Source organism: Burkholderia aenigmatica, assembly GCF_048627025.1.
In the GTDB taxonomy this organism is placed as follows: Bacteria; Pseudomonadota; Gammaproteobacteria; order Burkholderiales; family Burkholderiaceae; genus Burkholderia; species Burkholderia aenigmatica.
This window is the reverse complement of record NZ_CP184468.1, coordinates 1,603,352-1,629,720: the sequence shown is the minus strand read 5'-3', so window position 1 is coordinate 1,629,720 and position 26,369 is coordinate 1,603,352. Positions and strand designations below refer to the sequence as shown.

Genomic DNA, 26,369 nt, shown 5'->3' with positions numbered 1-26,369 from the left:
GACTTCTCCTTCTTGATGCCGCGCGCCCGACGGCGCGCCGCCGCCGCGCTGCGCGACGGCTTCAGCCCCTATAATAGCCGCTCGATTCCAGCAGGGGCCGACTGCACCGGGCACGCGCGCGGCCGCACGCGGCTCCGTCGCCCATGAAAGACATCCTCGTCCTCTATTACAGCCGTCACGGCGCCACGCGCGATCTCGCGCTCGCGATCGCGAACGGCATCGACAGCGTACCGGGCATGCAGGCCCGCATCCGCACCGTGCCGCCCGTGTCGGCCGTTTGCGAAGCCACCGCTCCCGACATCCCCGCCGATGGCCCGCCGTACGCGGAACTGCGGGATCTCGAGGAATGCGCGGGCCTCGCGCTCGGCTCGCCGACCCGCTTCGGCAACATGGCCGCCTCGCTCAAGTATTTCCTCGACGGCACCACACCGCAATGGCTGTCGGGCGCGCTGACCGGCAAGCCGGCCAGCGTGTTCACGTCGACGGGCAGCCTGCACGGCGGCCAGGAATCGACGTTGCTGTCGATGATGCTGCCGCTGCTCCATCACGGGATGATGATCGTCGGGATCCCGTACACGGAATCCGCGCTTACCACGACGCGCACCGGCGGCACGCCGTACGGCGCGTCGCACGTCGCGCAGCACGACCGCTCGGCAGCCGCCGGGCTGTCGGCGGACGAAAAGGCGCTCGCAGCCGCGCTCGGCGTGCGGCTCGCGCGCGCGGCGGCCGCCCTCTCCAGCGCCCAGGCCGCCGAGGCCGCATGAACGCCCCCGCCCGCCCCGCCGTCGCGGCCCGGCCGCGCTACGCGCTGATCGCCACCGCGTGCCTCGTCGCGCTGATCGCGCTGTCGCTCGCGTGGGAGCTGTGGCTTGCGCCGCTGCGCCCGGGCGGCTCCGCGCTGATGCTCAAGGCGATCCCGCTCGCGCTCGCGCTGCCCGGCGTCTGGCGGCGTAACATCTATACGATGCAGTGGGCGAGCATGCTGATACTCGTCTATTTCGCCGAAGGCGTCGTGCGCGGCATGTCCGATCGCGGGCTGTCCGCGACGCTCGGCTGGTGCGAGACCGCGCTCGCCGTCGGCTTCTTCGTGGCGGCGCTGGCGTACGTCGCGCCGTTCAAGCGCGCGGCGAAAAAGTCGCGCGCCGCGTCCTGACCCTTACGCGACAAGGTGATGATGTCCTCCGAAGCTTTCGTTTCCGCGTGCCGTGATGCGCTCGGCGCCGATCATGTGCTGACCGACCCGCACGATACCGAACCGTTCCTGACCGACTGGCGCCGCCGTTACAAGGGGGCCGCGTGCGCAGTGCTGAAGCCCGCGAACACGGCCGAAGTCGCTGCGCTCGTCAAGCTGGCCAACGCACACGGCATCGCGCTCGTGCCGCAAGGCGGCAACACCGGCCTCGCCGGCGGCGCCACACCCGACGCGAGCGGCAGCCAGGCCGTCCTGAGCGTCGCGCGGCTGAACCGCGTGCGCGAACTCGATCCGCACAACAACACGATCACCGTCGAAGCCGGCGTGATCCTCGCCGACGTGCAGACGCGCGCCCGCGAAGGCGGCCGACTGTTCGCACTGAGCCTCGCGGCGGAAGGCAGTTGCACGATCGGCGGCAACCTGTCGACCAATGCGGGCGGCACCGCGGTGCTGCGCTACGGCAACGCGCGCGAGCTGTGTCTCGGGCTCGAGGTCGTGACGCCGCAGGGCGAGATCTGGGATGGACTGCGCGGACTGCGCAAGGACAACACCGGCTACGACCTGCGCGACCTGTTCATCGGCGCGGAAGGCACGCTCGGCATCATCACGGCAGCCGTGATGAAGCTGCACCCGCTGCCAGCCGCGCAGGTCACGGCCCTCGCCGCGCTCGAATCGCCGCACGCGGCGCTCGACTTCCTCGCGCTCGCGCAGCGCGCCGCCGGGCCGCTGCTGACCGGCTTCGAGCTGATGTCGGACTTCTGCATGCAGCTCGTCGGCAAGCACTACCCGCAACTGCGCTACCCGTTCGCGCAGACGCATGCGCAGACGGTGCTGCTGGAACTGTCCGACAACGAAAGCGAAGCGCATGCGCGCGCGCTGTTCGAGAAGCTGATGGAAGAAGCGTTCGAGGCCGGGCTCGTGGTCGACGCGGTGGTCGCGGAAAATCTTGCGCAGTCGCGCGCGTTCTGGGACTTGCGCGAGCACATCCCGCTCGCGCAGGCCGACGAGGGGCTCAACATCAAGCACGACATCGCGGTGCCGATTTCGTCGATCGCACGCTTCATCGACGAGACCGACGCGGCGATCCAGCAGGCCGCGCCGGGCGCGCGGATGGTGACGTTCGGCCACCTCGGCGACGGCAACCTCCACTACAACGTGCAGATGCCCGAAGGCGGCGATCCGAAAGCGTTCCTGGCCGCGTTCCAGGCGCCGATCAACCGGATCGTCTACGACAACGTGCACCGCCACCACGGCACGATCAGCGCGGAGCACGGCATCGGCCAGTTGAAGATCGACGACGCGCAGCGTTACAAGTCGCCGGTCGAAACGACGCTGATGCGTACGCTGAAGACCGCGCTCGACCCGCGCGGCCTGATGAATCCCGGCAAGGTCCTGCGCTGAAGCCGCCCACCCCGGAGCCAAGCCCGTGAAAATCCGCGTCCTGTCCGACCTGCATCTCGAAAGCAACCTGCCCGACGCGATCCCGCATGCCGATGCGGATCTCGTCGTGCTGGCCGGCGACATCCACAATCACGCGGAAGGCCTGCGCTGGGCCGCCGAAACGTTCGACCCGGCCGTACCAGTGGTATACGTGCCGGGCAACCACGAGTACTACGACGGGGAATTCGGCGCGCTGGAGACGGCGATGCGCGACGCGGCGCAGGCGCTCGACAACGTGCATTACCTGAACAACGACGTCTACGTCGATCCCGGGCAGCGTTTCCGCGTGCTAGGCACGACGCTCTGGGCCGATTTTTCGCTGTTCGGCGCCGACGAAGCCAGCCTTGCCGGCTCGATCGAGGCCGGGCTGCGCGTGATGCTCGATTTCAAGGGCTTGATCCAGGTGACCTGGCCGCATGACGCGGCGCTGCATGCGGCGCCGGGCACGCCGGAACGGGATTTCTCGCCGGCCGACGCGATCGCGCTGCATCGGCGCAGCCGTGCATGGCTGGAAGCGCAGCTCGCGACGCCGTTCGCGGGCCAAACGATCGTCGTCACCCACCATGCGCCGCACCGGCGCTCACTGGCGGAGCGTTATGCGGAAGATCTGGCGTCGGCGGGATTCGTCACGGATATGGCGGAACTCGTGCGGCCGCCGGTGGATCTGTGGCTCCACGGCCACACGCATACATCATTCGATTATGTGGCGGACGGCGGCACACGCGTGGTGTGCAATCCGCGCGGCTACATCCACCGGCGCACCGGCGAACTGGAAAATACCGCGTTCGCGTGGGACAAGGTCGTCGAGCTCGGCTGAACGCCGGCCCGCCCGGCCGCGTTGCGCGGCCTTGTTTCGACCCGGAGCGTGACCGCGGGATCAGCGGCCCGGGCGACGCGGCTCGCGCACTCGCACCGGCACCGGCTTCATCTGCGCCTTCGCCTTCATCGCGCGCAGCAGGTCGCGGGTCGCCGCGGCGGCCGCGGCCGCGCCCAGCAAGACTCCAAGGCCGATCATCAGGTGCGTATCCATTGCTGCTCCGGGGTTGCGTATCTCGTTAATTCCCACAGTATCAAACTGTCTGACACGCGTTCGTAAAAAAATGTTGCGTGAAGGACAAATCTCGTCAGATTGCGGTCAACCGCGCCGTCATGTCGCACGCGTGTACTGCTCGAGCGCGGCTTCGTCGGCTGCGAGCGTGGCCGGCAGTTCGTCGCGCAGGAAATCGACCCAGGTGCGAATTTTCGCGTCGAGGTACTGGCGCGACGGATACAGCGCGTAGATGTTCATCACGTGCGACCGGTATTCGGGCATCACGCGCACGATGTGCCCGCTGCGCAACCAGCCAATCGCCGAATAGAGCGGCAGGCCGCCGATCCCCATCCCTTCCCGCACGGCCACCGCGAGCGCCTCGGCGACGTTCACGCGAAACGGCGGCGCCGCGATCGGGACGACCTCGTCGCCGTTCGGGCCCGCCAGCGCCCATTCGTCGAACTGAAAGCCCGGCGCGGCCATCCCGAGGCAGATGTGCTGGGCGAGATCCGCGGGCCGCTGCGGCACGCCATGCGCCTCGACATAGCTGCGCGACGCGCACACCACGCTGTGGCTCTCGCCGAGCCGCTGCGACACGAGCCCCGAATCCGGCAGGTCGCGGCCGACGACGATCGCGACGTCATACCCCTCGTCGAGCAGGTCGGGCATCCGCTGCGCGAGTGTCAGCTCGACGTGCACGTCCGGGTAGCGCTCGCGATAGCGCGCGATGGCCGGCACCAGGTAGTGCTGGCCGAGGCTCGTGAAGCAATGAACCTTCAGCTTGCCGGACGGGCGCGCATGCGCGTCCCCCGCCTCGGCTTCGGCCTGGTCGACGTACGCGAGGATCTGCTCGCAGCGCTGCAGATAGCGCTCGCCGGCTTCGGTCAGCGCGATCCGGCGCGTCGTGCGGTTCAGGAGGCGCGTGCGCAGGTGCGCCTCGAGATCCGAGACCGCGCGCGACGCGTAGGCAGTGGTCGAATTCATCTGCTGGGCCGCTGCGGTAAAGCTTCCCGCATCGACCACGCGGACGAAGACCCGCATGTTTTGTAACGTATCCATCCCATTACCCGTTTGAATCCGGACGGATTGTTGCACAGAGGCGAACAAGTATTGTCTCAGGATTCGTAAAAATGACTTGCACCCTTGTCCATTTATTCAGGAATCGCTGAAAAATATAATCGCATCCGACTCATCTATATCCGAAAGGGAGAAAATCGTGCAGTCTCCGGCAAAAAAAGGGACGCTCGCACTGGCGGTTCTTGCAGTCTCATTAATAATGGCCGGATGCGCGAGCATGGGCGACAACAAGCCGCAGTCGGCCCGCATCGAGGCGAACGCGCTCGATGCGGGCGCCGCGATCCGCGCGGCCGACCGTGACGCGGGCTGGCCCGCGGCCGACTGGTGGCGCGCCTACCGCGATCCGCAACTCGACGCCTGGATCGCCAATGCCCAGGCCGGCAACCCGACGCTCGCGGCCGCCGAGGCCCGGGTGCGCGAAGCGCAGGCAATGGCACGCGTGGCCCGCTCGGCCGAATTGCCGCAAATCAACGGCAACCTGTCGCTGATGCGCGAGCACTGGCCGGACAACGTGTACTACGGCCCCGGCCCGCTCGCGAACGCGGATACCTGGAACAACACCGGCACGCTCGGCCTGTCGTACCACCTCGACCTGTGGGGCAAGGACAAGAACGCGACTGAGCGCGCGCTCGACACCGCGCACGCGACCGCCGCCGACGCCCGTGCGGCAAAGCTCGAGCTCGAAGTCAACGTCGTGCGTGCATACGTGCAGATGTCGATGAACTACGCACTGCTCGACCTCGCGCACGAAACGTTCGAGCGCCAGCGCTCGCTCGCCGATCTCGCACGCAAGCGGCTGCAGGCCGGCCTCGGCACGCAGCTCGAAGTGAGCCAGGCGGAATCGACGCTGCCCGACTATGAGCGCCAGATCGACAGCTACGAGGAAGCGATCCAGCTCGCGCGGCACCAGCTCGCCGCGCTGGCCGGCAAGGGCCCGGGCGCCGGTGACACGATCAAGCGGCCGCAGCTGGCGCTCGACGCACCGGCCGGCCTGCCGTCGGCGATGCCGGCCGACCTGCTCGGCCGCCGCCCCGACGTCGTCGCGGCGCGCTGGACGGTCGACGCGCAGGCGCGCGGCATCGACGTCGCGAAGGCGTCGTTCTACCCGAACATCGACCTGCTCGCGACGGTCGGCGGCTTCGGCGTGACCGCGCCGTTCACCGACTTCCTGCGCGCGATGAACGGCGGCTGGACGGCCGGCCCCGCGCTGTCGCTGCCGATCTTCGAAGGCGGCCGGCTGCGCGCGCAGCTCGGCGCGGCCAATGCCGGCTACGACCAGGCGGTCGAGCGCTACAACCAGACGATCGTCGGCGCGCTCAAGGACATCGCCGACCAGGTCGTGCGGATCCGTTCGCTCGATACGCAGAAGAAGGACGCCGCACGCTCGGTGGCCGCCAACGACCGCAGCTACCAGCTGTCGCGCGAAGGCTTCCGTCGCGGGCTGACCGACTACGTGAACGTGCTGGTCGCGCAGCAGCAGTTGCTGCGCGCGCAGGAGACGGCCGCCCGCATCGACGCGGAACGCCTCGCCGCGCACGCCCAGCTGATGGCCGCGCTCGGCGGCGGCGTCGAGACGGGTACCGACGTGCCACACGACGAATCCGCCGTGGGCGCAGCCGCGCCTGCCGCCGCGTCGAATGCGAAGCCGGTGGCAGCCGCCGCCCGGCCCGCGCAGGTCGCGGCCGCCGGTGCGTCCGGCGTGCCGGCCGCACGATAACGCGGAGCGACGCCATGTCAGCCTCCTCCCCCGCTTCCACGCACGCCGGCGGCCCGTTCGCGGCCTGGACCGCCGCGTTCGGCGACTGGGCCCGTACCGACGGCGCCGCGTGGCTCTATCTGTTCAAGGCGCTGCTCGCCGCGTTCATCGCGACCGGCGTGTCGATGCGGCTCGACCTGCCCGCGCCGAAGACGGCGATGACCACCGTGTTCATCGTGATGCAGCCGCAAAGCGGCGCGGTGCTCGCGAAGAGCTTCTACCGCGTCGCCGGCACGATCTTCGGGCTGATCGCGACGCTCACGTTCGTCGGGCTGTTCCCGCAGCAGCCGCAGCTGTTCCTGCTGGCCATCGCGCTGTGGATCGCGCTGTGCACGGCCGGCGCCGCGCGCAACCGCAACTTCCGCAGCTACGGCTTCCTGCTCGCCGGCTATACGACCGCGCTGATCGGCCTGCCCGCGTCGCAACACCCGGACGGCGCCTTCATGAGCGCGATGACGCGCGTGTCCGAGGTCATCATCGGGATCGTGTCGGCCGGCGTCGTCAGCGCGCTCGTGTTTCCGCAGTACACGGGCGAGCAGATGCGCACGACGGTCCGCAAGCGCTTCGGCAGCTTCGTCGACTATGTCGCGTCGGCGCTGTCGGGCCAGCTCGACCGCGCGCACATCGAGACCATTCATACGCGCTTCGTCGCCGACGTGGTCGGCTTCGAGGCCGCGCGCAGCATGGCGGTGTTCGAGGATCCCGGCACGCGCATGCGCAGCGGCCGCCTCGCGCGGCTGAACAGCGAGTTCATGAGCGCGTCCAGCCGCTTCCACGCGCTGCATCAGCTGATGAACCGGCTGCACGCGGCCGGCGCGCAAGCCGCGATCGACGCGATCGAACCGTATTTCCGTGAAATCGCGCCGCTGCTCACGCGCAACGGCGAACCCGTGCGCACGTCGGTCGACGCCGCGCACGCGGCCGAGCAACTGCTCGCGTGGCGCGACGCGCTGCCGCGCCGCATCCGCGCGACGCGCGCCGAACTCGAAACGCGCCCGGACTTCCCGCTGCTCGACTTCGATACGGCGGCCGAACTGCTGTACCGCTTCATCACCGACCTGCAGGAATACGCGGCGACCTACGCGTCGCTGTCGAGCGCGACGCACGAGCGTGAACGCTGGATCGAACGCTACGAGCCGCGCACCAACATGACGGCCGCGCTGATCGCGGGCATCCGCACCGCGGTGGTGATCCTCACGCTCGGCTGGTTCTGGATCGAAACGGCCTGGCCGAACGGCGTCACGCTGGTGCTGACGGCGGCGGCGACCTGCGCGCTCGCGTCGTCGACGCCGCGCCCGACCGCGATGTCCGCCCAGATGGGGATGGGCACGGCGCTGGCCGTCTGTACCGGCTTCGTGCTGATGTTCGGCATCTATCCGCGGATCGACGGCTTCGTGCTGCTGTGCGTGGCGCTCGCGCCGCTGCTCGCGATCGGCATCTACATGACGCTGAAACCGAAGCTCGCCGGCTACGGGATGGGCTACCTGATCTTCTTCTGCTTCCTCGCGGGCCCGGACAACATCACGCATTACGATCCGTCGAGCTTCATGAACGACGCGCTCGCACTCGTGCTGTCGATGCTGGTATCGGCGATCGCGTTCGCGGTGCTGTTCCCGCCGACCGCGCCGTGGCTCAAGAAGCGGCTGTTCGCCGACCTGCGCCACCAGGCCGTCGCGGCCGGCCACGCACGGCTCGCCGGCCTGCGCACGCGCTTCGAGAGCGGCGCGCGCGACCTGATGTACCAGGCGCACACGCTGTCGGCCGACCAGCCCGACGTGCAGCGCGACGCGCTGCGCTGGATGTTCGCGGTGCTCGAGACCGGCAACGCGTCGATCGACCTGCGCCACGAGCTGGCGGCACTGCCGTCCGACCCGCGTTTTGCGCCGACGATGCCGTGGCGACGTGCGATCGAGACGATGCGCACCGCGCTGTCGTCGCTGTTCACGAAGCCCGACGCCGCACGCTTCGACGCGACGCTCGCAGCGGTGAACGACGCGATCGACGCGACCCGGCAGACGCTCGACGCGTTCACGCCGACGCGTGACGAACGCCACCGGCTGCAGCGCATCCTGAGCCACCTGCATTTCGTGCGCACGGCGCTGCTCGATCCCGAATCGCCGCTCGATGCGCTCAACCGAAACCGCGCCACGACCGCGCGCACCCAACCCGGAGCCTCGTCATGATGCCGCGTGAAATCGCCATTCTCGATGCCTACATGCCCACGGTGGTGCTGATGTTCGTCATCGGCGCGCTGGCCACGTGGGCCGTCGATCGCCTGCTCGCCTACACGGGCCTCTACCGTCTCGTCTGGCACCCGTCGCTGTTCCGGGCCTGCCTTCTCGTCTGTATTTGCGGCGGACTGAGTCTTGCCGTTTATCGTTGATCCAGAACCATCATGATGCTCAGAAAACTTTTCGGCTTCGTCGCGACCGCCGTCATTCTCATCGTCGCGATCCTGATCGGGCGCTCGCTGTGGGTGCACTACATGGACGATCCGTGGACGCGCGACGGGCGCGTGCGCGCCGAGATCGTCAACGTCGCGCCGGACGTGTCGGGCGCGATCGTCGAGCTGCCCGTGCATGACAACCAGCTCGTCAAGAAAGGCGACCTGATCATGCAGATCGACCCGTCGCACTACCAGATCGCGGTCGAGCAGGCGCAGGCGGCCGTCGCCGCTCGTCGCGCGGAACTGCAGATGCGCCGCGACGACGCGGCCCGCCGCGCGGACCTCGACGCGCTCGTCGTGTCGAAGGAAAACCGCGAGAACGCCGCGCACAGCGCATCGAGCGCCGATGCGCAGTACCAGCAGGCAATCGCCGCGCTCGATGCCGCGAAGCTCAACCTCGAACGCACGCGCGTCGTCGCGCCGGTCGACGGCTACGTCACGAACCTGCAGACCTTCAAGGGCAACTACGCGGTGGCCGGCCAGGCCAAGCTCGCGATCGTCGACAGCCACTCGTTCTGGGTCTACGGCTACTTCGAGGAAACCAAGCTGCCGCGCGTGAAGATCGGCGCGCCGGCCGAAATGCGGCTGATGAGCGGCGGCGTGATGAAGGGCCACGTCGAGAGCATCTCGCGCGGCATTTACGATCGCGACAACCCGCAAAGCCGCGACCTCGTCGCCGACGTGAACCCGACCTTCAACTGGGTGCGCCTCGCGCAGCGCGTGCCGGTGCGCATCAGGATCGACGAAGTGCCGGCCGACGTGGTGCTATCGGCGGGCACGACCTGCACGGTCATCATCGATCCCGACAAGCAGAAGAAGTCGTAATACCCGAACGGCCGGGCGCGCTCAGGCCGCGATGCGAAAGCGCCCGACCAGCGACTTCAACGCCTGCGCCTGCTCGTCGAGCGCGTTCGCCGCGGCGGCCGCCTGCTCGACGAGTGCCGCGTTCTGCTGGGTGCCGGCGTCCATCTGCGTGACCGCGCGGCCGATCTCGTCGATCCCGGCGCTCTGCTCGTCCGATGCGGCGGAAATTTCACCGATGATGTCGGTCACGCGCTTGACCGCGCGCACGACGTCACCCATCGTGCGGCCCGCATCGTGCGCGAGCGCCGCACCGTTCGCGACGCGCTCGACCGACGCGCCGATCAGCGCGCGGATCTCCTTCGCCGCGGTCGCCGCGCGCTGCGCGAGCAGGCGGACCTCGCCCGCCACCACCGAGAAGCCGCGCCCCTGCTCGCCGGCGCGTGCCGCCTCGACCGCCGCGTTCAACGCGAGAATGTTGGTCTGGAACGCGATCCCCTCGATCGTGCCGATGATGTCGCGGATGTTCTTCGCGCTGTCGTCGATCTCGCTCATCGTCGCCACCACACGCCCGACGACTTCCCCACCCGTCTCCGCGACGGCCGACGCATTGGCCGCGAGCGCGCTCGCCTGCCGCGCATTCTCGGCGTTCTGCCGTACGGTCGACGTGAGCTGCTCCATGCTGGCCGCGGTGCGCTCGAGCGCGACGGCCTGCTGCTCGGTGCGCTTCGACAGATCGAGGTTGCCGGTGGAGATCTCGCCCGACGCGGCCGCGATCGCCTCGGCGCTGACGGCGATCTCGCCGACGGTCGCCGCGAGCCCGGTCTGCATTTCGGCCAGCGCACGCACCATGCTGTCGCGGTCGTGCCGGCCCAGCTTGATCGGTCGCGTCAGGTCGCCGCGCGCGATGTCGGCGGCGATCGCCTTCGCGTGCGCGGGCTCGCCGCCGAGCTGCGACGCGAGACGGCGCACCACGCGCTCGGCGATCACGATCGCGAGCACGATCAGCGCAGCCGTCATCGCCGCGATCATCGCTAACGACGACGAGAAAATGGTGGCGGACGCATCGAGCGTGGCCTTCGACTTCGCGCCGCGCGTCTTCACGAGTTCGGCAACGAGTTTCTCGAGCTTGCCGGTTTCGACCAGCAACGACACGTCCTGCGTGCCGACCTGCCAGTTCATCTGCGACAGGTCGAGCGGCTGCGCACGCACGAGCGCAACGAAATCGCGCAGATGCGTGCTCCACGTGCCGACCGCCGTCGAGAAGGCGCGCAGCCGCGCCGAATCGTCGACGTCGCCCGGATCCGCGTAGCGCTGCAGCGTGCCGAGCGCCTGGCCGATCGACGCGAGCCCCGCGCCGACTTCGGCGCCCAGTTCGTCGCGCTCCTTCGCGGTGCTCGCCGTCAGCAGCATCTTCTGCGCACGGCTCGCGCGCAGCACTTCGGCCCGAACCTCCTCGGCCGCGCGGCTCGCGACGTGGCCCTGCTCGTAGACCGACGCGATCGACGCGTTCAGCCGGCTGATCTGCCACAGCGAAAACATGCCGATCGCCAGCGTGCCGGCGAGCAGGATCGCGAATGCGGCGCGCAACGTCGCCTTGACGGTCCACGGCCGGCGCTCGCGACGCGCCGCGCGCAGGCGCCGGGCGGCGCGACCGGCGGTAACGTCGGGTGCGGCGGCGGCCGCACCGGGCTGTGGATGCAAAGATGCTGCTTTCATCGAACTATCCCCGTATTGATCACGCGGCCGGAAAGGTCGGTCCCGGCGTTCCCGCGATGGCTGGCCATGCCGCGCGTCCTGCGCCCGCACGGCGGATAGCCGGTGTCGGGCGCGGCGCGCCTGTTGTCATTGGGTCGTTCTACGGCCGCCACCACCGTTTCTTGAGTCCGGTAAACCACGCACCGGCCCAGGGCGCGCGCCCCTGCCGACAGGCGGGCGCGCCGCCAGCGTTATACCCGGTCAAAAAAGCCGGCATCGGCCGATCCGTCGGATGAATGTCCGATTCACGACAAAACTTGTCCTGACATTCTCAATACGCCACATTACACTTCTTTGACGCAGCAACGATTCAAGACGCGCCAATCCCCAGCAGAGCGCGCCCGCCACCTCAACTCGTTCAGCTCTCACATGGAAACCAGCCTCGACACCGGCTCCGCCGGCGCAGCCGCCACCCAACCGCCCGCGCCACCCGTCGCCCGCACCGTCTACCCGGTGCTCGGCGCGATCAGCTTCTCGCACATGCTCAACGACATGATCCAGTCGTTGATCCTGGCGATCTATCCGATGCTCAAGAGCCAGTTCGCGCTGTCGTTCGCGCAGATCGGCCTGATCACGCTCACCTACCAGATCACCGCATCGCTGCTGCAGCCGCTCGTCGGCCTCTATACCGACAAGCGGCCGAAGCCGTATTCGCTGCCGGTCGGGATGGGCTTCACGCTCGCGGGGCTGCTGCTGATGTCGACCGCGTCGAATTTCCCGATGCTGCTGGTGGCCGCGGCGCTCGTCGGCTGCGGCTCGTCGGTGTTCCATCCGGAATCGTCGCGGGTCGCGCGGATGGCGTCGGGCGGCCAGCACGGGCTCGCGCAGTCGGTGTTCCAGGTCGGCGGCAATGCGGGTTCCGCGCTCGGGCCGCTGCTCGCCGCGCTCGTGATCATTCCGCACGGCCAGCACAGCATCGCGTGGTTCTCGGCGGCCGCGCTCGTCGCGATGATCGTGCTCACGCAGATCGGCCACTGGTACAAGAAGCATCCGTCGATGAAGAAGAAGGCCGCGGCGGCCGGGCACCCGACGCTGTCGCGCGGCCGCGTGCTCGGCGCGATCGGCGTGCTGGTGCTGCTGGTGTTCTCGAAGTACTTCTACCTCGCGAGCATCAACAGCTATTTCACGTTCTACCTGATCGACAAGTTCCACCTGTCGGTGCAGGCCGCGCAGATCCACCTGTTCGTGTTCCTCGCGGCCGTGGCGGCCGGCACGCTGATCGGCGGGCCGGTGGGCGACCGGATCGGCCGCAAGTACGTGATCTGGGTATCGATCCTCGGCGTCGCGCCGTTCACGCTGCTGCTGCCGTATGCGAACCTGTTCTGGACGACCGTGCTGACCGTGATCATCGGCATCGTGCTGGCGTCGGCGTTCGCCGCGATCCTCGTCTACGCGACGGAGCTGATGCCCGGCAAGGTCGGGATGGTCGCGGGGCTGTTCTTCGGCTTCGCGTTCGGCCTCGGCGGGGTCGGCGCGGCCGTGCTCGGCCAGCTTGCCGACGCAACGAACATCACGTTCGTCTACAAGGTGTGCTCGTTCCTGCCGCTGATCGGCGTGCTGACGATCTTCCTGCCGAACCTCGAAAGCAGCCGGCGCAAGAAGGCGTGACGAACCGACCGGCCGCCGCGTACACGCGGCGGCCGGTCGAACGGCTCGAATAAAGGAATGAAGGGAACGGCGGCGGCTTCAGGCCGCCGTCGTCGCATGCAGCGTCAGGAAACGCTTGAGGATGCCGGACGAATAGCTGCTCGCGATCGCCGACAGGAAGTGCGAGAACGACTGCGTCGCGTGATCGTCGGCCGTATCGGAGATCGTGCGCACGAGTGCGAACGGCACGTCGTGCTCTGCGCACACCTGCGCGATCGCGGCTCCTTCCATTTCGACCGCGAGCGCATCCGGCAGCGCGTCACGCAGCGCGACGACCTCGCGCTCGCTCGACACGAAGCGGTCGCCGCTGATGATGAGCCCCGCGTGCAGCGTCGCACCGGCCAGGCCGAAGCGCGCGGCGAACTGCGCGCCCTCTTCCGCGACAAATTGCGTGCACGCGGCCCGCAAGCGTGCGGTCAGCGCCGCGTCGGTCGCGAAACGCGTGATGCCGAGCAGCGGCACCTCGTAGCGCGGAAAGAGCGGCGAAGCGTCGAGATCGTGCTGCAGCAGCGTATCGGCCACGACGACGTCGCCAACGCGCACCGTGCGCGACACGCCGCCCGCGACGCCGGTGAACACGACGCCAGACACGCCGAACACGTGGATCAGCGCGCTGACCGTCGCGGCGGCCGCGACCTTGCCGACCCGTGCGAGCGTCACGACGCAGGCCGCGCCGTGCACGGTGCCGACGTGATAATCGCGGCGGCCGAGCGTGACCGTCTGCATCGCACCTTCGGCACGCATCGCGGCGATCAGGTCGCCGAGTTCCTCGGGCAGCGCGGCGAGAATGCCGAGCGGACGGGCCGCAGGCGTCACAACCATGTCGATGCCCATCATTCCACCGCCTGCAGTTTCGCGACCGCGAGCGCGAGCCACTTCTCGCCGTGCCGCTTGAATTTCACCTGCGCCTTCGCATCGGTGCCGTTGCCTTCGAGCTTGGTGACCGTGCCTTCGCCGAACTTGGTATGGAACACCTGCTGACCGACCCGGAAGCCGGCATCGGCCGCGCGCTGCTTGTCCGCGAACGCGGGCAGCGGCGCGGACACGGCCGGGTCGACGATCTGCTCGCGGCTGCCGCCGCCCGGCCGCGCGAACCAGTCGCGCCCGTATCCGGCGTTGTCCGACCGACCGCCCCAGCGCGAACCGGCCTCGACCTTCGGCGTCAGCCACTTGAGCACGTGTTCGGGCAGCTCGTCGAAGAAGCGCGAGCGCACGTTGTAGCGCGTCTGGCCATGCAGCATCCGGCTCTGCGCGAACGACAGGTAGAGCCGCTCCTTCGCGCGCGTGATCGCGACGTACATCAGCCGGCGCTCTTCCTCGAGGCCATCCGATTCGAGCACGCTGTTCTCGTGCGGGAACAATCCTTCCTCGAGGCCCGTGATGAACACGGCCGAGAATTCGAGCCCCTTAGCCGCGTGCACCGTCATCAGCTGCACGGCGTCCTGCCCGGCCTGCGCCTGGTTGTCGCCGGCCTCCAGCGACGCATGCGACAGGAAACCGGCGAGCGGCGTCATCGTGTCGGGGTTCTGTGCCGGGTCGGCGGGCGATACCGGATCGAGCACGTCGACCGCCGGATCGTCCGTCGCGGTGCCGAGCTCGGGCGCCGCGATCGCGCCCGCGCGCAGCGGGATCGAACGGGCCGGCGTGTCGAGCCCGTAGCCTTCCTCGGCGATGAACGCGGTGGCCGCGTTCACGAGTTCCTGCAAGTTCTCGAGACGGTCCTGGCCTTCGCGCTCGCCCTGGTAGAAATCGGCGAGACCGCTGGCGCGCACGATGTGCTCGACGGTGTCGGGCAGGTTCATCTGCTGCGTATCGGCGCGCATCTTCGCGACCAGGTTCGCGAACCCGCCCAGGCTCGTGCCGGCCTTGCCCGTCACGTACGGAATCGCGGCGGCCATCGAGCAGCCGTACAGGCGCGCGGCGTCGGCGAGCTGCTCGATCGAGCGCGCGCCGATGCCGCGGGTCGGGAAGTTCACGACGCGCACGAATGCGGTGTCGTCGTTCGGGTTGTCGATCAGGCGCAGGTACGCGAGCGCGTGCTTCACTTCCTGGCGTTCGAAGAAGCGCAGGCCGCCGTACACGCGGTACGGAATGCCCGACGACATCAGCGTGTGCTCGATCGAGCGCGACTGCGCGTTGCTGCGGTACAGGACGGCCACTTCACTGCGCGCCATCCCGGTGTTGATCAGCGAGCGGATCTCCTCGACGATCCAGCCGGCTTCCTGCGAATCGGTGCTCGCCTCGTACACGCGCACGGGTTCGCCGTGGCCCGCGTCGGTGCGCAGGTTCTTGCCGAGGCGGTGCGCGTTGTTCGAGATCAGCTGGTTCGCCGCGTCGAGGATGTTGCCGTGCGACCGGTAGTTCTGCTCGAGCTTGATCAGGTTGCGCACGCGGAATTCGTCTTCGAAATCGCGCATGTTGCCGACGTTCGCGCCGCGGAACGCGTAGATCGACTGGTCGTCGTCGCCGACCGCGAAAATCGCGTTCTCGCCGCCCGCGAGCATCTTGAGCCACGCGTACTGCAGCTTGTTGGTGTCCTGGAACTCGTCGACCAGGATGTGCTTGAAGCGCGCCTGGTAGTGCGCGCGCAGCGGCGCGTTGTACGCAAGCAATTCGTAGCAGCGCAGCAGCAGCTCGGGGAAGTCGACCACGCCCTCGCGCTGGCACTGCTGGTCGTACGCCTGGTACAGCTCGACGAACTTGCGGTTGAAGTTGTCGGTCGCGTCGACCTTGTCGGGGCGCAGCCCCTGCTCCTTCGCGTTGTTGATGAAGTACTGCACGTTCTTCGGCGGATACTTCTCGTCATCGACGTTCGCCGCCTTCATCAGCCGCTTGATCGCGGACAGCTGGTCGGCGGTGTCGAGGATCTGGAAGGTCTGCGGCAGGCCGGCGTCGCGCCAGTGCGTGCGCAGCATCCGGTTGCACAGGCCGTGGAACGTGCCGATCCACATCCCGCGCGTGTCGATCGGCATCATCGCCGACAGGCGCGCCATCATCTCGCGCGCGGCCTTGTTCGTGAAGGTGACGGCGAGCACGGTGGGCGGCGACGCGTAGCCCTGCTGGATCAGCCACGCGATGCGGGTGATCAGCACGCGGGTCTTGCCGCTGCCCGCCCCTGCGAGGATCAGCGCCGGTTCGTTCGGCAACGTGACGGCGGCGAGTTGTTCGGGGTTCAGATTGGCGAGCAGATCGGGCATGGAGCGGCAGCGGACGGACGAGAAAAATGCGGACCCGACATTATAAGTCGGCCGCGCGATGCCGTTCCCGATCCGTTTGATTACCCGTCACAGGCACGCGGCGATCGCGTCGCGACGGGCCCGTACCGGCAAGGCGATGGCTGGTCGATGTGCATCCATTTATAATTGTCAGATTCGGCATCCAATTCACGCATTTTTCGGCAGATTTCCAACATGAGCGACAACACGCTTGCGAAGAGTTTCGAGCCCCACACCATCGAGTCCCAATGGGGGCCGGAGTGGGAAAAGCGCGGCTATGCGGCCCCGGCATTCGACCCGGCCCGCCCCGATTTCTCGATCCAGTTGCCGCCGCCGAACGTGACGGGCACGCTGCACATGGGCCACGCGTTCAACCAGACGATCATGGACGGCCTCACCCGCTACCACCGGATGCTCGGCGAGAACACGCTGTGGGTGCCCGGCACCGACCACGCGGGGATCGCGACCCAGATCGTCGTCGAGCGCCAGCTCGACGCGCAAGGCGTGTCGCGCCACGACCTCGGCCGCGAGAAGTTCGTCGAGCGCGTGTGGGAATGGAAGGAAAAATCGGGTTCGACGATCACCGGCCAGGTGCGTCGCCTCGGCGCGTCGCCCGACTGGTCGCGCGAATACTTCACGATGGACGACAAGATGTCGGCCGCCGTGCGCGACGTGTTCGTCACGCTCTATGAACAGGGCCTGATCTACCGCGGCAAGCGCCTCGTCAACTGGGATCCGGTGCTGCTGACCGCCGTGTCGGACCTCGAAGTCGTGAGCGAAGAGGAAAACGGCCACCTGTGGCACATCCGCTACCCGCTCGTCGACGGCTCGGGCTCGCTGACCGTTGCCACGACGCGTCCGGAAACGATGCTCGGCGACGTCGCGCTGATGGTCCACCCGGAAGACGAGCGCTATGCGCACCTGATCGGCAAGCTCGTCACGCTGCCGCTGACGGGCCGCGAGATCCCGGTGATCGCCGACGACTACGTCGACCGCGAGTTCGGCACGGGCGTCGTGAAGGTCACGCCCGCGCACGACTTCAACGACTACCAGGTCGGCCAGCGCCACAAGATCGCGCCGATCGAGATCCTGACGCTCGACGCGAAGATCAACGACAACGGCCCCGAGCAGTATCGCGGCCTCGACCGCTTCGACGCGCGCAAGGCGATCGTCGCCGACCTCGACGCCGAGGGTTTCCTCGACTCGGTGAAGCCGCACAAGCTGATGGTGCCGCGCGGCGACCGCACGGGCGTCGTGATCGAGCCGATGCTGACCGACCAGTGGTTCGTCGCGATGACGAAGCCGGCACCGGAAGGCACGTTCAACCCCGGCAAGTCGATCACGGAAACGTCGCTCGACGTCGTGCGCAACGGCCAGATCAAGTTCGTCCCGGAAAACTGGACGACCACCTACTACCAGTGGCTCGAGAACATCCAGGACTGGTGCATCTCGCGCCAGCTGTGGTGGGGCCACCAGATTCCCGCATGGTACGGCGAAAACGGCGAGGTGTTCGTCGCGCGCAACGAGGAAGAAGCACGCGCGCAGGCGGCCGCGAAGGGTTATGCGGGCGCGCTGAAGCGCGACGAAGACGTGCTCGACACGTGGTTCTCGTCGGCGCTGGTGCCGTTCTCGTCGCTCGGCTGGCCGAACGAAACGCCTGAACTGAAGCACTTCCTGCCGTCGTCCGTGCTCGTCACGGGCTTCGACATCATCTTCTTCTGGGTCGCCCGGATGGTGATGATGACCACGCACTTCACGGGCCAGGTGCCGTTCCACACCGTGTACGTGCACGGCCTCGTGCGCGACGCGGAAGGCCAGAAGATGTCGAAGAGCAAGGGCAACACGCTCGACCCGATCGACATCGTCGACGGCATCGACCTCGACACGCTGGTCGCGAAGCGCACGACGGGCCTGATGAACCCGAAGCAGGCCGCGACGATCGAGAAGAAGACGCGCAAGGAGTTCCCGGACGGCATCGCCGCGTTCGGCACCGACGCGCTGCGCTTCACGATGGCATCGATGGCGACGCTCGGCCGCAACGTGAACTTCGACCTCGCGCGCTGCGAAGGCTATCGCAACTTCTGCAACAAGCTGTGGAACGCGACGCGCTTCGTGCTGATGAACTGCGAAGGCCACGACTGCGGCAGCGACAAGCCGGAAGTCTGCGGCGCGGGCGATTGCGGCCCGGGCGGCTACCTCGACTTCTCGGCGGCCGACCGCTGGATCGTGTCGCTGCTGCAGCGCACCGAGGCCGACATCGCGAAGGGCTTCGCCGATTACCGCTTCGACAACATCGCCAGCAGCATCTACAAGTTCGTGTGGGACGAATACTGCGACTGGTATCTCGAACTCGCGAAGGTGCAGATCCAGAACGGCACGCCGGAACAGCAGCGCGCCACGCGCCGCACGCTGCTGCGCGTGCTCGAGACGGTGCTGCGGCTCGCGCACCCGATCATCCCGTTCATCACCGAAGCGCTCTGGCAGAAGGTCGCGCCGCTGGCCGGCCGCTATCCGCAGGGCAAGGCCGAAGGCGAAGCGTCGCTGATGACGCAGGCGTACCCGATCGCGAACCTGCAGAAGATCGACGAGGCGTCCGAGCAGTGGGCAGCCGACCTGAAGGCGATCGTCGACGCGTGCCGCAACCTGCGCGGCGAGATGAACCTGTCGCCGGCAACCAAGGTGCCGCTGCTTGCAGCCGGCGATGCCGAGCGCCTGCGCTCGTTCGCACCGTACATTCAGGCGCTTGCACGCCTGTCGGAAGTGCAGATCCTCGCGGATGAAGCAACGCTCGACAAGGAAGCACACGGCGCGCCGATCGCGATCGTCGGGCCGAACAAGCTGGTGCTGAAGGTCGAGATCGACGTCGCAGCCGAACGCGAGCGTCTGTCGAAGGAAATCGCGCGCCTGACGGGCGAGATTGCGAAGTGCAATGCAAAGCTCGGCAACGAGGCATTCGTCGCGAAAGCGCCGCCGGCCGTGGTCGAACAGGAGCAGAAGCGCGTCGCGGAATTCCAGAGCACCCTTGAGAAACTGCGCGCGCAGCTCGATCGGTTGCCTGCGTAACAAACCGTAAGGTCGTTTGCGTTCACTATAATGCGGGCGTGAACATAAACCGTCTGACAAGTCGATTACAGGAATAAAGGTTCGATCATGTTGAAAGTCACCAAGGCGGTATTCCCTGTTGCCGGTCTCGGCACACGCTTCCTCCCGGCAACGAAGGCAAGCCCGAAGGAAATGCTGCCGGTCGTCGACAAGCCGCTGATCCAGTACGCAGTCGAGGAAGCGATCGCCGCCGGCATTACCGAGATGATCTTCGTCACCGGGCGCAGCAAGCGCGCGATCGAGGATCACTTCGACAAGTCGTATGAAATCGAGGCCGAACTCGAGGCGCGCGGCAAGGAAAAGCTGCTCGAGCTCGTGCGCAGCATCAAGCCGAGCCATGTCGACTGCTTCTACGTACGCCAGCCGGAAGCGCTCGGCCTCGGCCATGCGGTGCTGTGCGCGGAAAAGCTCGTGGCCGACAACCCGTTCGCGGTGATCCTCGCCGACGACCTGCTCGACGGCAACCCGCCCGTGATGAAGCAGATGGTCGACGTGTTCGACCACTATCACAGCTCGGTGATCGGCGTCGAAGAGATCCCGCCGTCGGAAACGAAGTCGTACGGGATCGTCGACGGCAAGGAGTGGGAGGAGTCGATCGTCAAGATGTCGGCGATCGTCGAAAAGCCGGCGCCGGAAGTCGCGCCGTCGAACCTCGGCGTGGTCGGCCGCTACATCCTGAAGCCGCGGATCTTCCAGCACCTGCGTGCGCTGAAGCCCGGCGCGGGCGGCGAGCTGCAGCTCACCGACGCGATCCAGTCGCTGCTCGCCGATGAGCAAGTGCTGGCCTACAAGTACCAGGGCACGCGCTACGACTGCGGCAGCAAGCTCGGCTACCTGAAGGCGACGGTCGAATTCGCGCTGCGCCACGCGGAAGTCGGTGCGGACTTCGACACGTACCTGCGCACGCGCGACGGCGCACACCACGCCGACTGAACGCGGCAAGGGCACCAGGGCTCACTCCGGCGAGCCCGCCCTCACCTCACCGGCCGCCGCTCAGCGCGCGTTGGCCGGCTTCACCGAGACGACGCCCGGCATCCCGCCCGCGTCGTCTTTTTTCGTCTTGACGAGCCAGCCGCCGCCGTCGCCGAAAGGTACCTTCGCGAGCGCGCTCTTCACGAGCGCCGGCGCGGCCTGCTGAGTGCCGGGATCGCGATCGCGCAGCGCCGCCGATACGCGGTAAACGTCGGCGCCCGATTTCGCGTCGACGAAGCGCAGCGTCAGCACATGGCGATACACGCGGCCCATGAACGGCAGCGCGAACGGCGCCGGCCCGTCGACCGTCACGCATGCACTGCTCGCGGCGCCACACCCGTCGGCGCTCGCCGCGACCGAGGATGGCTGCGTCGCATACGCGATCGACAGCCGGTAGTGCGCGGCCGCGAGCGGCTTCGCATCGAAACCGCGGTGCGCGAGTTCGTCGCGCACGAGCGTCTCGATCTGCCGGTATTCAGCATCGTCGGCCTGCGCGGCCGTCCGCACGAAATCGTAGCCGTGCGCATCGGCGGCAAACGCGTTCGGCTGCCCGACCGCACTGACGCCGCTCGTCACACCGGCGCAACCCGTCAACAGCGACACCGCCAGCGCGGTCGCTGCCCATTCCTTTCTCATGGCTTTCCCCAAATACCTGCCGTCGCACCCGGCCCTGTCAGGCGGACGGCTCGTCGATTGCAGGCAGCGACACCGTCACCGCGGTGCCGACACCCACCTCGCTGTCGACCGACACGCTGCCCCCATGGCGCGTGACGACCGTCTTCACGAATGCCATGCCGAGCCCGGAACCCGAGATCTCGGGCCGCTCGCCGGCATGGAACCGCTTGAAACGCTCGAACAGATGCCGCTGATCTTCCGGCGCAATGCCGTATCCCTGATCGCGAATCGTACAGAACATCCGTTTCGACGCGTGCTCGACCGCCAGCGTACACGTGATCACGGTATCGGACGGACTGTATTTGACTGCATTGTTCAGCAGGTTCACGAAGGCGCGCGTGATCAGCGAGCGATCCGCGCGCACCCAGCACATGTCGGTGCCGACATCGGTGTCGACGCGGATGTGCTTCGCCTGCGCCTGCGGCCACACCTCGTCGCTTGCATCGATCAGCACGTCGACGAGGCTCGTCACCTCGAGCTGGTACACCTGCGACTCCGCGCGCGCCAGCTGCACGAACTCGTCGGCCAGCGACAGCGCGCGATGCGCATAGCGCTCGACCCGCGCGAGCAGCCCGCGCATCGCGTCGGTCTCGGCGCGGTCGCGCTCGATCTCGACGAGCGCGAGAATCGACGCCTGCGGCGAGCGCATGTCGTGCGACAGCAGGTGCAGTGCTTCCTCGCGCTGCCGCTCGGCCGCGTGCAGTTCGGTCACGTCGACGAGGCCGGCGATCCAGCCCGTCACGCGGCCCTGCGCGTTCGTGCAAGCCGCGTAGCGTAGCAGATGGTCGAGCCCGTCGCGATCGCGCACCTCGATGCCGCGCGCCATCGCGTCGTGTTCGGCCTCGAGCGTCGGGTCGAGCACGGCCGGCCAGTGCTCGCGGATCGCCACGTCGTGTTCGACGTTGCCGTCGACGGTCTTCATGAACGTCAGCTCGCCGAGCGCGCTGCGCAGCGGCCGCCCTTCCGGCAGCGGCAGCGAGAGGCGTGACCCGTAGCGCTTGGCCGCATGGTTCGCGATCAGCACGGTGCCGGCCAGGTCGGTCACGAAGATCGGCTCGGGCATGCTGTCGAGGCTGTCCCACACGAAGCGCTTCATGTCCTGCACGCGCTGCGCGGCTTGCGCCATCAGCGTCATCTGCCGCTCGAGCACGTCGCCGCCGACGCTGCGCGTGCGCGGCGCCTCGGGCAGCAGGTGCGGCTCGTCGGCGAGCCGCTGCAGCTCGCGCCGCAAGTACGACATCGTCATTTCGAGCCGCCGCCAGTTCCAGATCGGGTAGACGGCGACCAGCCCGAAGATCGCGGGCGCCGGCGACAGCCAGATGCGCGCCCCGAACAGCAGCGCCATGCTCGCGACGACCGCGAGCGCGGCGAGGCTCAGCGTCAGCAGCAGCGCGCGCCACGGCGACAGCATCAGGAAGCCGCCCAGCAGCGCGGCAAGCGGCAGCAGCGACGCGGCGAACAGCCCGGCGCGCGACGCGGGCGAGATCGCGCTGCCGGTCGCCAGCATGTCGAGCACGTTCGCATGGATATACACGCCGGCGAGCGGCCCGAACTCGCCGGACACAGGCGTCGCGAAGCGGTCGTACAGCCCCGACGCCGTCACGCCGACCACGACGATCTTGCCGCGCAGCGCGTCGGGCTTCACGCGCCCTTCGAGCACGTCGTCGAACGACAGCGTCGGATAGGCGGGCGTATTGCGGCTGAACGGGATCAGGTAGCGGCCCTCGCCGGCCGCGTCGCGCGACAGATCGTGCGCATTCGCGCCGGGTGCCCCGCCGATCGGGTGCAGCCGGCCACCTTGGATCGCCTGGTACACCGGCACCATCAGTTGCGGCCAGCGCACGCGGCCGTCGCTTTCGAACAGCGCAACGCTGCGTACGATGCCGTCGCGGTCGACTTCAAGATTGATGTGGCCGAGCCCGACCGCGCGCGCCGCGAGCGCGGCCACCGGCGGATCGACCGCACGCGAGCCGTCCGCCTGCTCGGGGCTCAGCAGCACGGGCAGGAAGGTCGGTACGTGGCTCATCGCGTCCGCGAACGCGCGATCCTCCGGCGACGGTTCGGTAAACAGCACGTCGTAGACGACGGCAGCCGGTTGCGCGCGCGCCAGCGTATCGAGCAGCCGCGCATGCACGTCGCGCGGCCACGGCCAGCGGCCGAGCGCGGACACGCTCTGGTTGTCGATGTCGACGACCACCACGTCGGGCGACAGCGGCAGGCTGCGCAGCATCAGCAGCCGGTCGTAGATCAGGCCGTCGACGCTTGCCGACAGGCGGCCGAGCGCGCAGACGAGGATCACCGCGATCCCGAGGCAGCCGATCGCGATCCATTCGATCAGGAAGCGGCGGCCGAGGCCCCGCCGCGGGGAAACGGAGTCGGGTTTCATGCGCCGCGAATCAGCGCGACAGCGTGAACGCGCTGACCGGACTGGTCTTCTCGTAGAACTTGCCGCCTTCGAACTCCTCGACGGTCACGGCCCAGAAATAGTCGCCCGGCGGCAGGTGCGCGACGGTGATCTGGCGCGCATGCAAGCCGACCTGGTCGACGACCGGTGCGCTCAGGTCCTTCGAGCGCGACAGCACGAACCGGTAGCGCGCATCCTTGCTCGAGCCGTTCGGCGACCAGCGGAATTCGTAACCGCCCGCGCCGGGCGATGCGCTCGCGTCGAGCCCCATCACGCGGCGTTCGAACGCGTACGTGCGCGGCCGGCCCTCGAGGCCGTTCGCGTCGATCGCGGCGACCCGCACGAAGTAGTTCCCGTTCGGTACGTCGTGGAAGACTGCGCGCGGCGAATCGGTGCGCGTTTCGCTGAACAGGTCGAGCAGCCCCGCGTCGTGCGCGAGTTGCATGCGGTAACCATGCGCCTGTTCGAGCGGGGCGACGTCGAACGCGACGTCGGGCTCGTCCTGCACCTTGTCGGGATGCGCGAGCGCCGGCGCAGGCAGCAGCTCGACGGGCACGCCGACCGCGCCGGACGACGTCGCGACGCTGCCGAAATTCGCATGCACGAGTGTCGGATCGGCCGACTGCCGGTCGCCCGCGACACCGACGGTGCCATCGAGCACTTCGACGCGCGTCGACGCATTGCCGGCCGCGTCGTAATTCACGCGAAAGTGCGTGCCGCGCACGCCGGCCACGACCGACGGCGACCGGATCTGGAAGCGGTCGTCGCGTTTCTTCAGATGGGTGACCTCGCTGTCGACCGAGCCGCGCGTGAGTTCGAACTCACGATCGAGCGTGCCGGTCAGCACCGTGCGGCGCAGCGCCTTCAGGTCGAGCTGGCTGTCGGGCGGCAGGCTCATGTGCGTGCCGTCGGCGAGCTCGAGCGTCACGAAGCCGTTCGGGCCCGTGCGCACGCGGTCGCCCTCGGCGAGGGTCGCATCGTTCGCGAGCGGCACAAAAGCGTCGCCGGACGCGCGTTCGGCCGTGCCCTGCACCGCAATGACGCGCGCGGTCAGCTTTTCCTTGCGCAGGCGTGCGACCGGCAGCTTCAGCGCGACGCCGGGCTGCAGATGCTTCGGTGCGGGCACGCCGTTGATCTGCTGAAGCAGTTGCCAGTCGTCCGCGCCCTGCAGGTAGCGCGCGGCGACGTCGTACAGCGTGTCGCCCCCCTGCGTGCGATAGACGACCATCTTGCCTGCCGCGGCGGGCGGCTGCGCAGCCGCATGCTGCGCGGCAAACGCAAACGCGACCGCACAGGCCGCGTGCAGCGCCACCGTGCGCCGGGTCGCCGTACGCTGCGTGATTCCCGTGGTCACTCCGGTTCTCCCTGGCCGACCCGCTCGAGCCGGTAGCCGTAGCCGTAGATCGGCGCGAGGCGATAGCCGTTTTCGGGCCGCAGGCCGAGCTTGGTGCGCAGCATCGAGATGTGCGTATCCATCGTGCGCGACGGGATGTCGGTCGCCTGCTTCCACACGAGATCGAGAATGTGCGCGCGCGACAGCGGCCGGTCGAGATGCTGGAACAGCAGCAGCGCGAGCTCGAACTCCTTCTGCGTGAGGCTCACGGCCTTGTCGCCGACGTAGGCCTGCTTCAGGTTCACGTCGAAACGGAATTGATCGAATTCGCGAACGGTTGCCTCGGCGTTGACCGGATACGCGCGGCGCAGCAGCGAGCCGATGCGCGCGCGCAGGATCGGGCCCGACACGGGCTTGACCACGTAATCGTCGGCGCCGGCATTGAGGATCTGCGTGATCCCCGCCTCGTCGTCACGGCTCGTCATGAAGATGATCGGCAGGCTGTGCTCGGTCTGATTGGCACGCACCCACTTCAGCACTTCCTCGCCGGACATGTCGGGCACGTTCCAGTCGAGCACCAGCAGATCGAACGTCTCGCGCTGCAGACGCTTCTTCAGGGCCTTGCCTTCCTTGAACGCATAGCACGTATGGCCAACGGCCGTCAGCGTTTGACTGACGAAATCCGTCTGGGCCGGATCGTCATCCAGTACAGCAATTCTCATAGCACCCCGCAAATCGAAATCGATTCGTCCAGTTCAGCTCCCCGCCCCCATCCAGCCGCGCAGTACGCGCACGGCCCCCGGATACCGGCCGGCGAGCCGTCGTTCGCCGCTCGCGCCATCTGCGCAAACCGGCGACCCCGGCTAAATATCTCAAAAACGGGGTACGGACGAACCGGCGATTTCATCATAGTAGTATGAAATTCGCCAATAAATTGCGCGGACTACCGTCTTTTCTTCGAATAATCCTTTCCGCCGCGCAATCGAGCGCCTAGTCGACGCCCGCGATACCGGCCACCTGCTCGGCGACATCGTCGGCCGGCACGCACGGCAACAGCGGTTCCGAACGCGCCGGTTGCACCAGCATCCGCTGCAGCTGGCCGCGCACCCGCTCCCACGCGGTAGCCGCGTAATCCGGTTGGCTCGCCGCCCACGCCTGCGCCAGATCGAACACCCGCTCGATCGTCGCACCGCAGTAGGTCAGGCCCGAGCCGTCGTCGTGCGCGGCATCGCGCAGCCGTTCGTCGAGCCACTCGGCCAACCACGGCATCTCGGCCGCGGCCGAATCCGCGTAGGCCTCCAGCGCGGCACGCGCGTGGCGATCCTGTTGCGGGTCGAGCTCGATACGGCTCAGTCCCGATACGCTGCGTTCCGCCCCGGACGGACTTCGAATGGTCCCTGGTCTGAAGGACATGTCCTCTCCCCGTTGTACGACGGTAGCGTCAGGCATGGCCCCCGTGCCCGCCGTAAGACGTACCGTGGCCGGCGCATCCGCTGTGAGCGGACGACCGGCCGGGTCAGT

The 26,369-nt window shown here is 67.9% G+C and carries 21 protein-coding genes; 11 read left to right on the top strand and 10 right to left on the bottom strand.

Annotation, left to right across the window (positions count from 1 at the left end):
* Positions 1-143: 143 nt before the first annotated feature.
* From wrbA to ACN8ZM_RS07630, 4 genes are read left to right on the top strand one after another with little or no spacing between them, the layout of a single operon-like run.
* Entirely contained in the window at positions 144-764 is a 621-nt protein-coding gene (gene wrbA, locus ACN8ZM_RS07645; RefSeq protein ID WP_011351764.1) for an NAD(P)H:quinone oxidoreductase, read from the top strand.
* Complete coding sequence (locus ACN8ZM_RS07640) at positions 761-1,153, top strand: DUF2069 domain-containing protein (RefSeq protein WP_043182531.1); 393 nt, start codon at positions 761-763, stop codon at positions 1,151-1,153. Before wrbA ends, ACN8ZM_RS07640 begins: the two co-directional genes overlap by 4 nt.
* 18 nt (positions 1,154-1,171) lie before the next feature.
* Positions 1,172-2,593, top strand: coding sequence for an FAD-binding oxidoreductase (locus ACN8ZM_RS07635; RefSeq protein ID WP_420210904.1), 1,422 nt, complete (start codon positions 1,172-1,174; stop codon positions 2,591-2,593).
* A 25-nt stretch (positions 2,594-2,618) separates the two neighbouring features.
* Positions 2,619-3,449, top strand: coding sequence for a metallophosphoesterase (locus ACN8ZM_RS07630; protein WP_175021922.1), 831 nt, complete (start codon positions 2,619-2,621; stop codon positions 3,447-3,449).
* Between the two features lie 60 nt (positions 3,450-3,509).
* Here ACN8ZM_RS07630 and ACN8ZM_RS07625 read toward each other — a convergent pair whose 3' ends face one another.
* A complete protein-coding gene (locus ACN8ZM_RS07625; protein ID WP_006476208.1) occupies positions 3,510-3,662 on the bottom strand; it encodes a hypothetical protein in 153 nt (50 codons plus the stop codon).
* Positions 3,663-3,779: 117 nt separating this feature from the next.
* The gene (locus ACN8ZM_RS07620) at positions 3,780-4,721 is read right to left on the bottom strand and encodes a LysR family transcriptional regulator (protein ID WP_089450345.1); all 942 of its coding nucleotides are present in this window, start codon (positions 4,719-4,721) and stop codon (positions 3,780-3,782) included.
* Between the two features lie 157 nt (positions 4,722-4,878).
* Between ACN8ZM_RS07620 and ACN8ZM_RS07615 the strand changes: the two genes are divergently transcribed.
* The 4 genes from ACN8ZM_RS07615 to ACN8ZM_RS07600 are packed head-to-tail and all read left to right on the top strand — an operon-like array spanning position 4,879 to position 9,766.
* Positions 4,879-6,456 carry an efflux transporter outer membrane subunit gene (locus ACN8ZM_RS07615; protein WP_080741556.1) on the top strand — a complete coding sequence of 526 codons (1,578 nt, stop codon included), beginning with the start codon at positions 4,879-4,881 and terminating at the stop codon, positions 6,454-6,456.
* Between the two features lie 14 nt (positions 6,457-6,470).
* A complete protein-coding gene (locus tag ACN8ZM_RS07610) occupies positions 6,471-8,678 on the top strand; it encodes an FUSC family protein (RefSeq protein WP_175021925.1) in 2,208 nt (735 codons plus the stop codon).
* The gene (locus ACN8ZM_RS07605; protein ID WP_043182522.1) at positions 8,675-8,878 is read left to right on the top strand and encodes a DUF1656 domain-containing protein; all 204 of its coding nucleotides are present in this window, start codon (positions 8,675-8,677) and stop codon (positions 8,876-8,878) included. The genes ACN8ZM_RS07610 and ACN8ZM_RS07605 overlap by 4 nt, the downstream gene beginning before the upstream one ends.
* Before the next feature lie 12 nt (positions 8,879-8,890).
* A complete protein-coding gene (locus ACN8ZM_RS07600; RefSeq protein ID WP_043182521.1) occupies positions 8,891-9,766 on the top strand; it encodes an HlyD family secretion protein in 876 nt (291 codons plus the stop codon).
* A gap of 21 nt (positions 9,767-9,787) precedes the next feature.
* On the opposite strand, the gene ACN8ZM_RS07595 is transcribed toward ACN8ZM_RS07600, so the two are convergent.
* Positions 9,788-11,461, bottom strand: coding sequence for a methyl-accepting chemotaxis protein (locus ACN8ZM_RS07595; protein WP_420210903.1), 1,674 nt, complete (start codon positions 11,459-11,461; stop codon positions 9,788-9,790).
* A gap of 408 nt (positions 11,462-11,869) precedes the next feature.
* Between ACN8ZM_RS07595 and ACN8ZM_RS07590 the strand changes: the two genes are divergently transcribed.
* Positions 11,870-13,108, top strand: a complete 1,239-nt coding sequence (locus ACN8ZM_RS07590; RefSeq protein ID WP_043182519.1) for an MFS transporter — start codon at positions 11,870-11,872, stop codon at positions 13,106-13,108.
* 78 nt (positions 13,109-13,186) lie between these two features.
* On the opposite strand, the gene ACN8ZM_RS07585 is transcribed toward ACN8ZM_RS07590, so the two are convergent.
* Both ACN8ZM_RS07585 and ACN8ZM_RS07580 read right to left on the bottom strand, forming a co-directional pair.
* The gene (locus ACN8ZM_RS07585; protein WP_301769459.1) at positions 13,187-13,984 is read right to left on the bottom strand and encodes a 5'-methylthioadenosine/adenosylhomocysteine nucleosidase; all 798 of its coding nucleotides are present in this window, start codon (positions 13,982-13,984) and stop codon (positions 13,187-13,189) included.
* A complete protein-coding gene (locus ACN8ZM_RS07580) occupies positions 13,981-16,344 on the bottom strand; it encodes a UvrD-helicase domain-containing protein (protein ID WP_043182517.1) in 2,364 nt (787 codons plus the stop codon). Before ACN8ZM_RS07580 ends, ACN8ZM_RS07585 begins: the two co-directional genes overlap by 4 nt.
* Positions 16,345-16,557: 213 nt before the next feature.
* Here ACN8ZM_RS07580 and ACN8ZM_RS07575 point away from each other — a divergent pair, with 213 nt between their 5' ends.
* Positions 16,558-19,425, top strand: coding sequence for a valine--tRNA ligase (locus ACN8ZM_RS07575; RefSeq protein WP_089450342.1), 2,868 nt, complete (start codon positions 16,558-16,560; stop codon positions 19,423-19,425).
* Positions 19,426-19,512: 87 nt separating this feature from the next.
* Positions 19,513-20,397 carry a UTP--glucose-1-phosphate uridylyltransferase GalU gene (galU, locus tag ACN8ZM_RS07570; RefSeq protein WP_043182512.1) on the top strand — a complete coding sequence of 295 codons (885 nt, stop codon included), beginning with the start codon at positions 19,513-19,515 and terminating at the stop codon, positions 20,395-20,397.
* A gap of 60 nt (positions 20,398-20,457) precedes the next feature.
* Here the strand turns inward: galU and ACN8ZM_RS07565 are convergent, their stop codons facing one another.
* The 5 genes from ACN8ZM_RS07565 to ACN8ZM_RS07545 all read right to left on the bottom strand — a co-directional run bounded on the left by ACN8ZM_RS07565 (position 20,458) and on the right by ACN8ZM_RS07545 (position 26,261).
* Positions 20,458-21,072 carry a DUF4136 domain-containing protein gene (locus ACN8ZM_RS07565; RefSeq protein WP_420210902.1) on the bottom strand — a complete coding sequence of 205 codons (615 nt, stop codon included), beginning with the start codon at positions 21,070-21,072 and terminating at the stop codon, positions 20,458-20,460.
* A gap of 37 nt (positions 21,073-21,109) precedes the next feature.
* Entirely contained in the window at positions 21,110-23,497 is a 2,388-nt protein-coding gene (locus ACN8ZM_RS07560; protein ID WP_420210901.1) for a CHASE2 domain-containing protein, read from the bottom strand.
* 10 nt (positions 23,498-23,507) lie between these two features.
* Positions 23,508-24,869 carry a FecR domain-containing protein gene (locus ACN8ZM_RS07555; protein WP_420210900.1) on the bottom strand — a complete coding sequence of 454 codons (1,362 nt, stop codon included), beginning with the start codon at positions 24,867-24,869 and terminating at the stop codon, positions 23,508-23,510.
* Positions 24,866-25,570 carry a response regulator transcription factor gene (locus ACN8ZM_RS07550; protein ID WP_006490421.1) on the bottom strand — a complete coding sequence of 235 codons (705 nt, stop codon included), beginning with the start codon at positions 25,568-25,570 and terminating at the stop codon, positions 24,866-24,868. Before ACN8ZM_RS07550 ends, ACN8ZM_RS07555 begins: the two co-directional genes overlap by 4 nt.
* Positions 25,571-25,838: 268 nt before the next feature.
* Positions 25,839-26,261: a peptidase gene (locus ACN8ZM_RS07545; RefSeq protein ID WP_420210899.1), complete on the bottom strand. Its 423-nt coding sequence runs from the start codon at positions 26,259-26,261 to the stop codon at positions 25,839-25,841.
* Between the last annotated feature and the right edge of the window lie 108 nt (positions 26,262-26,369).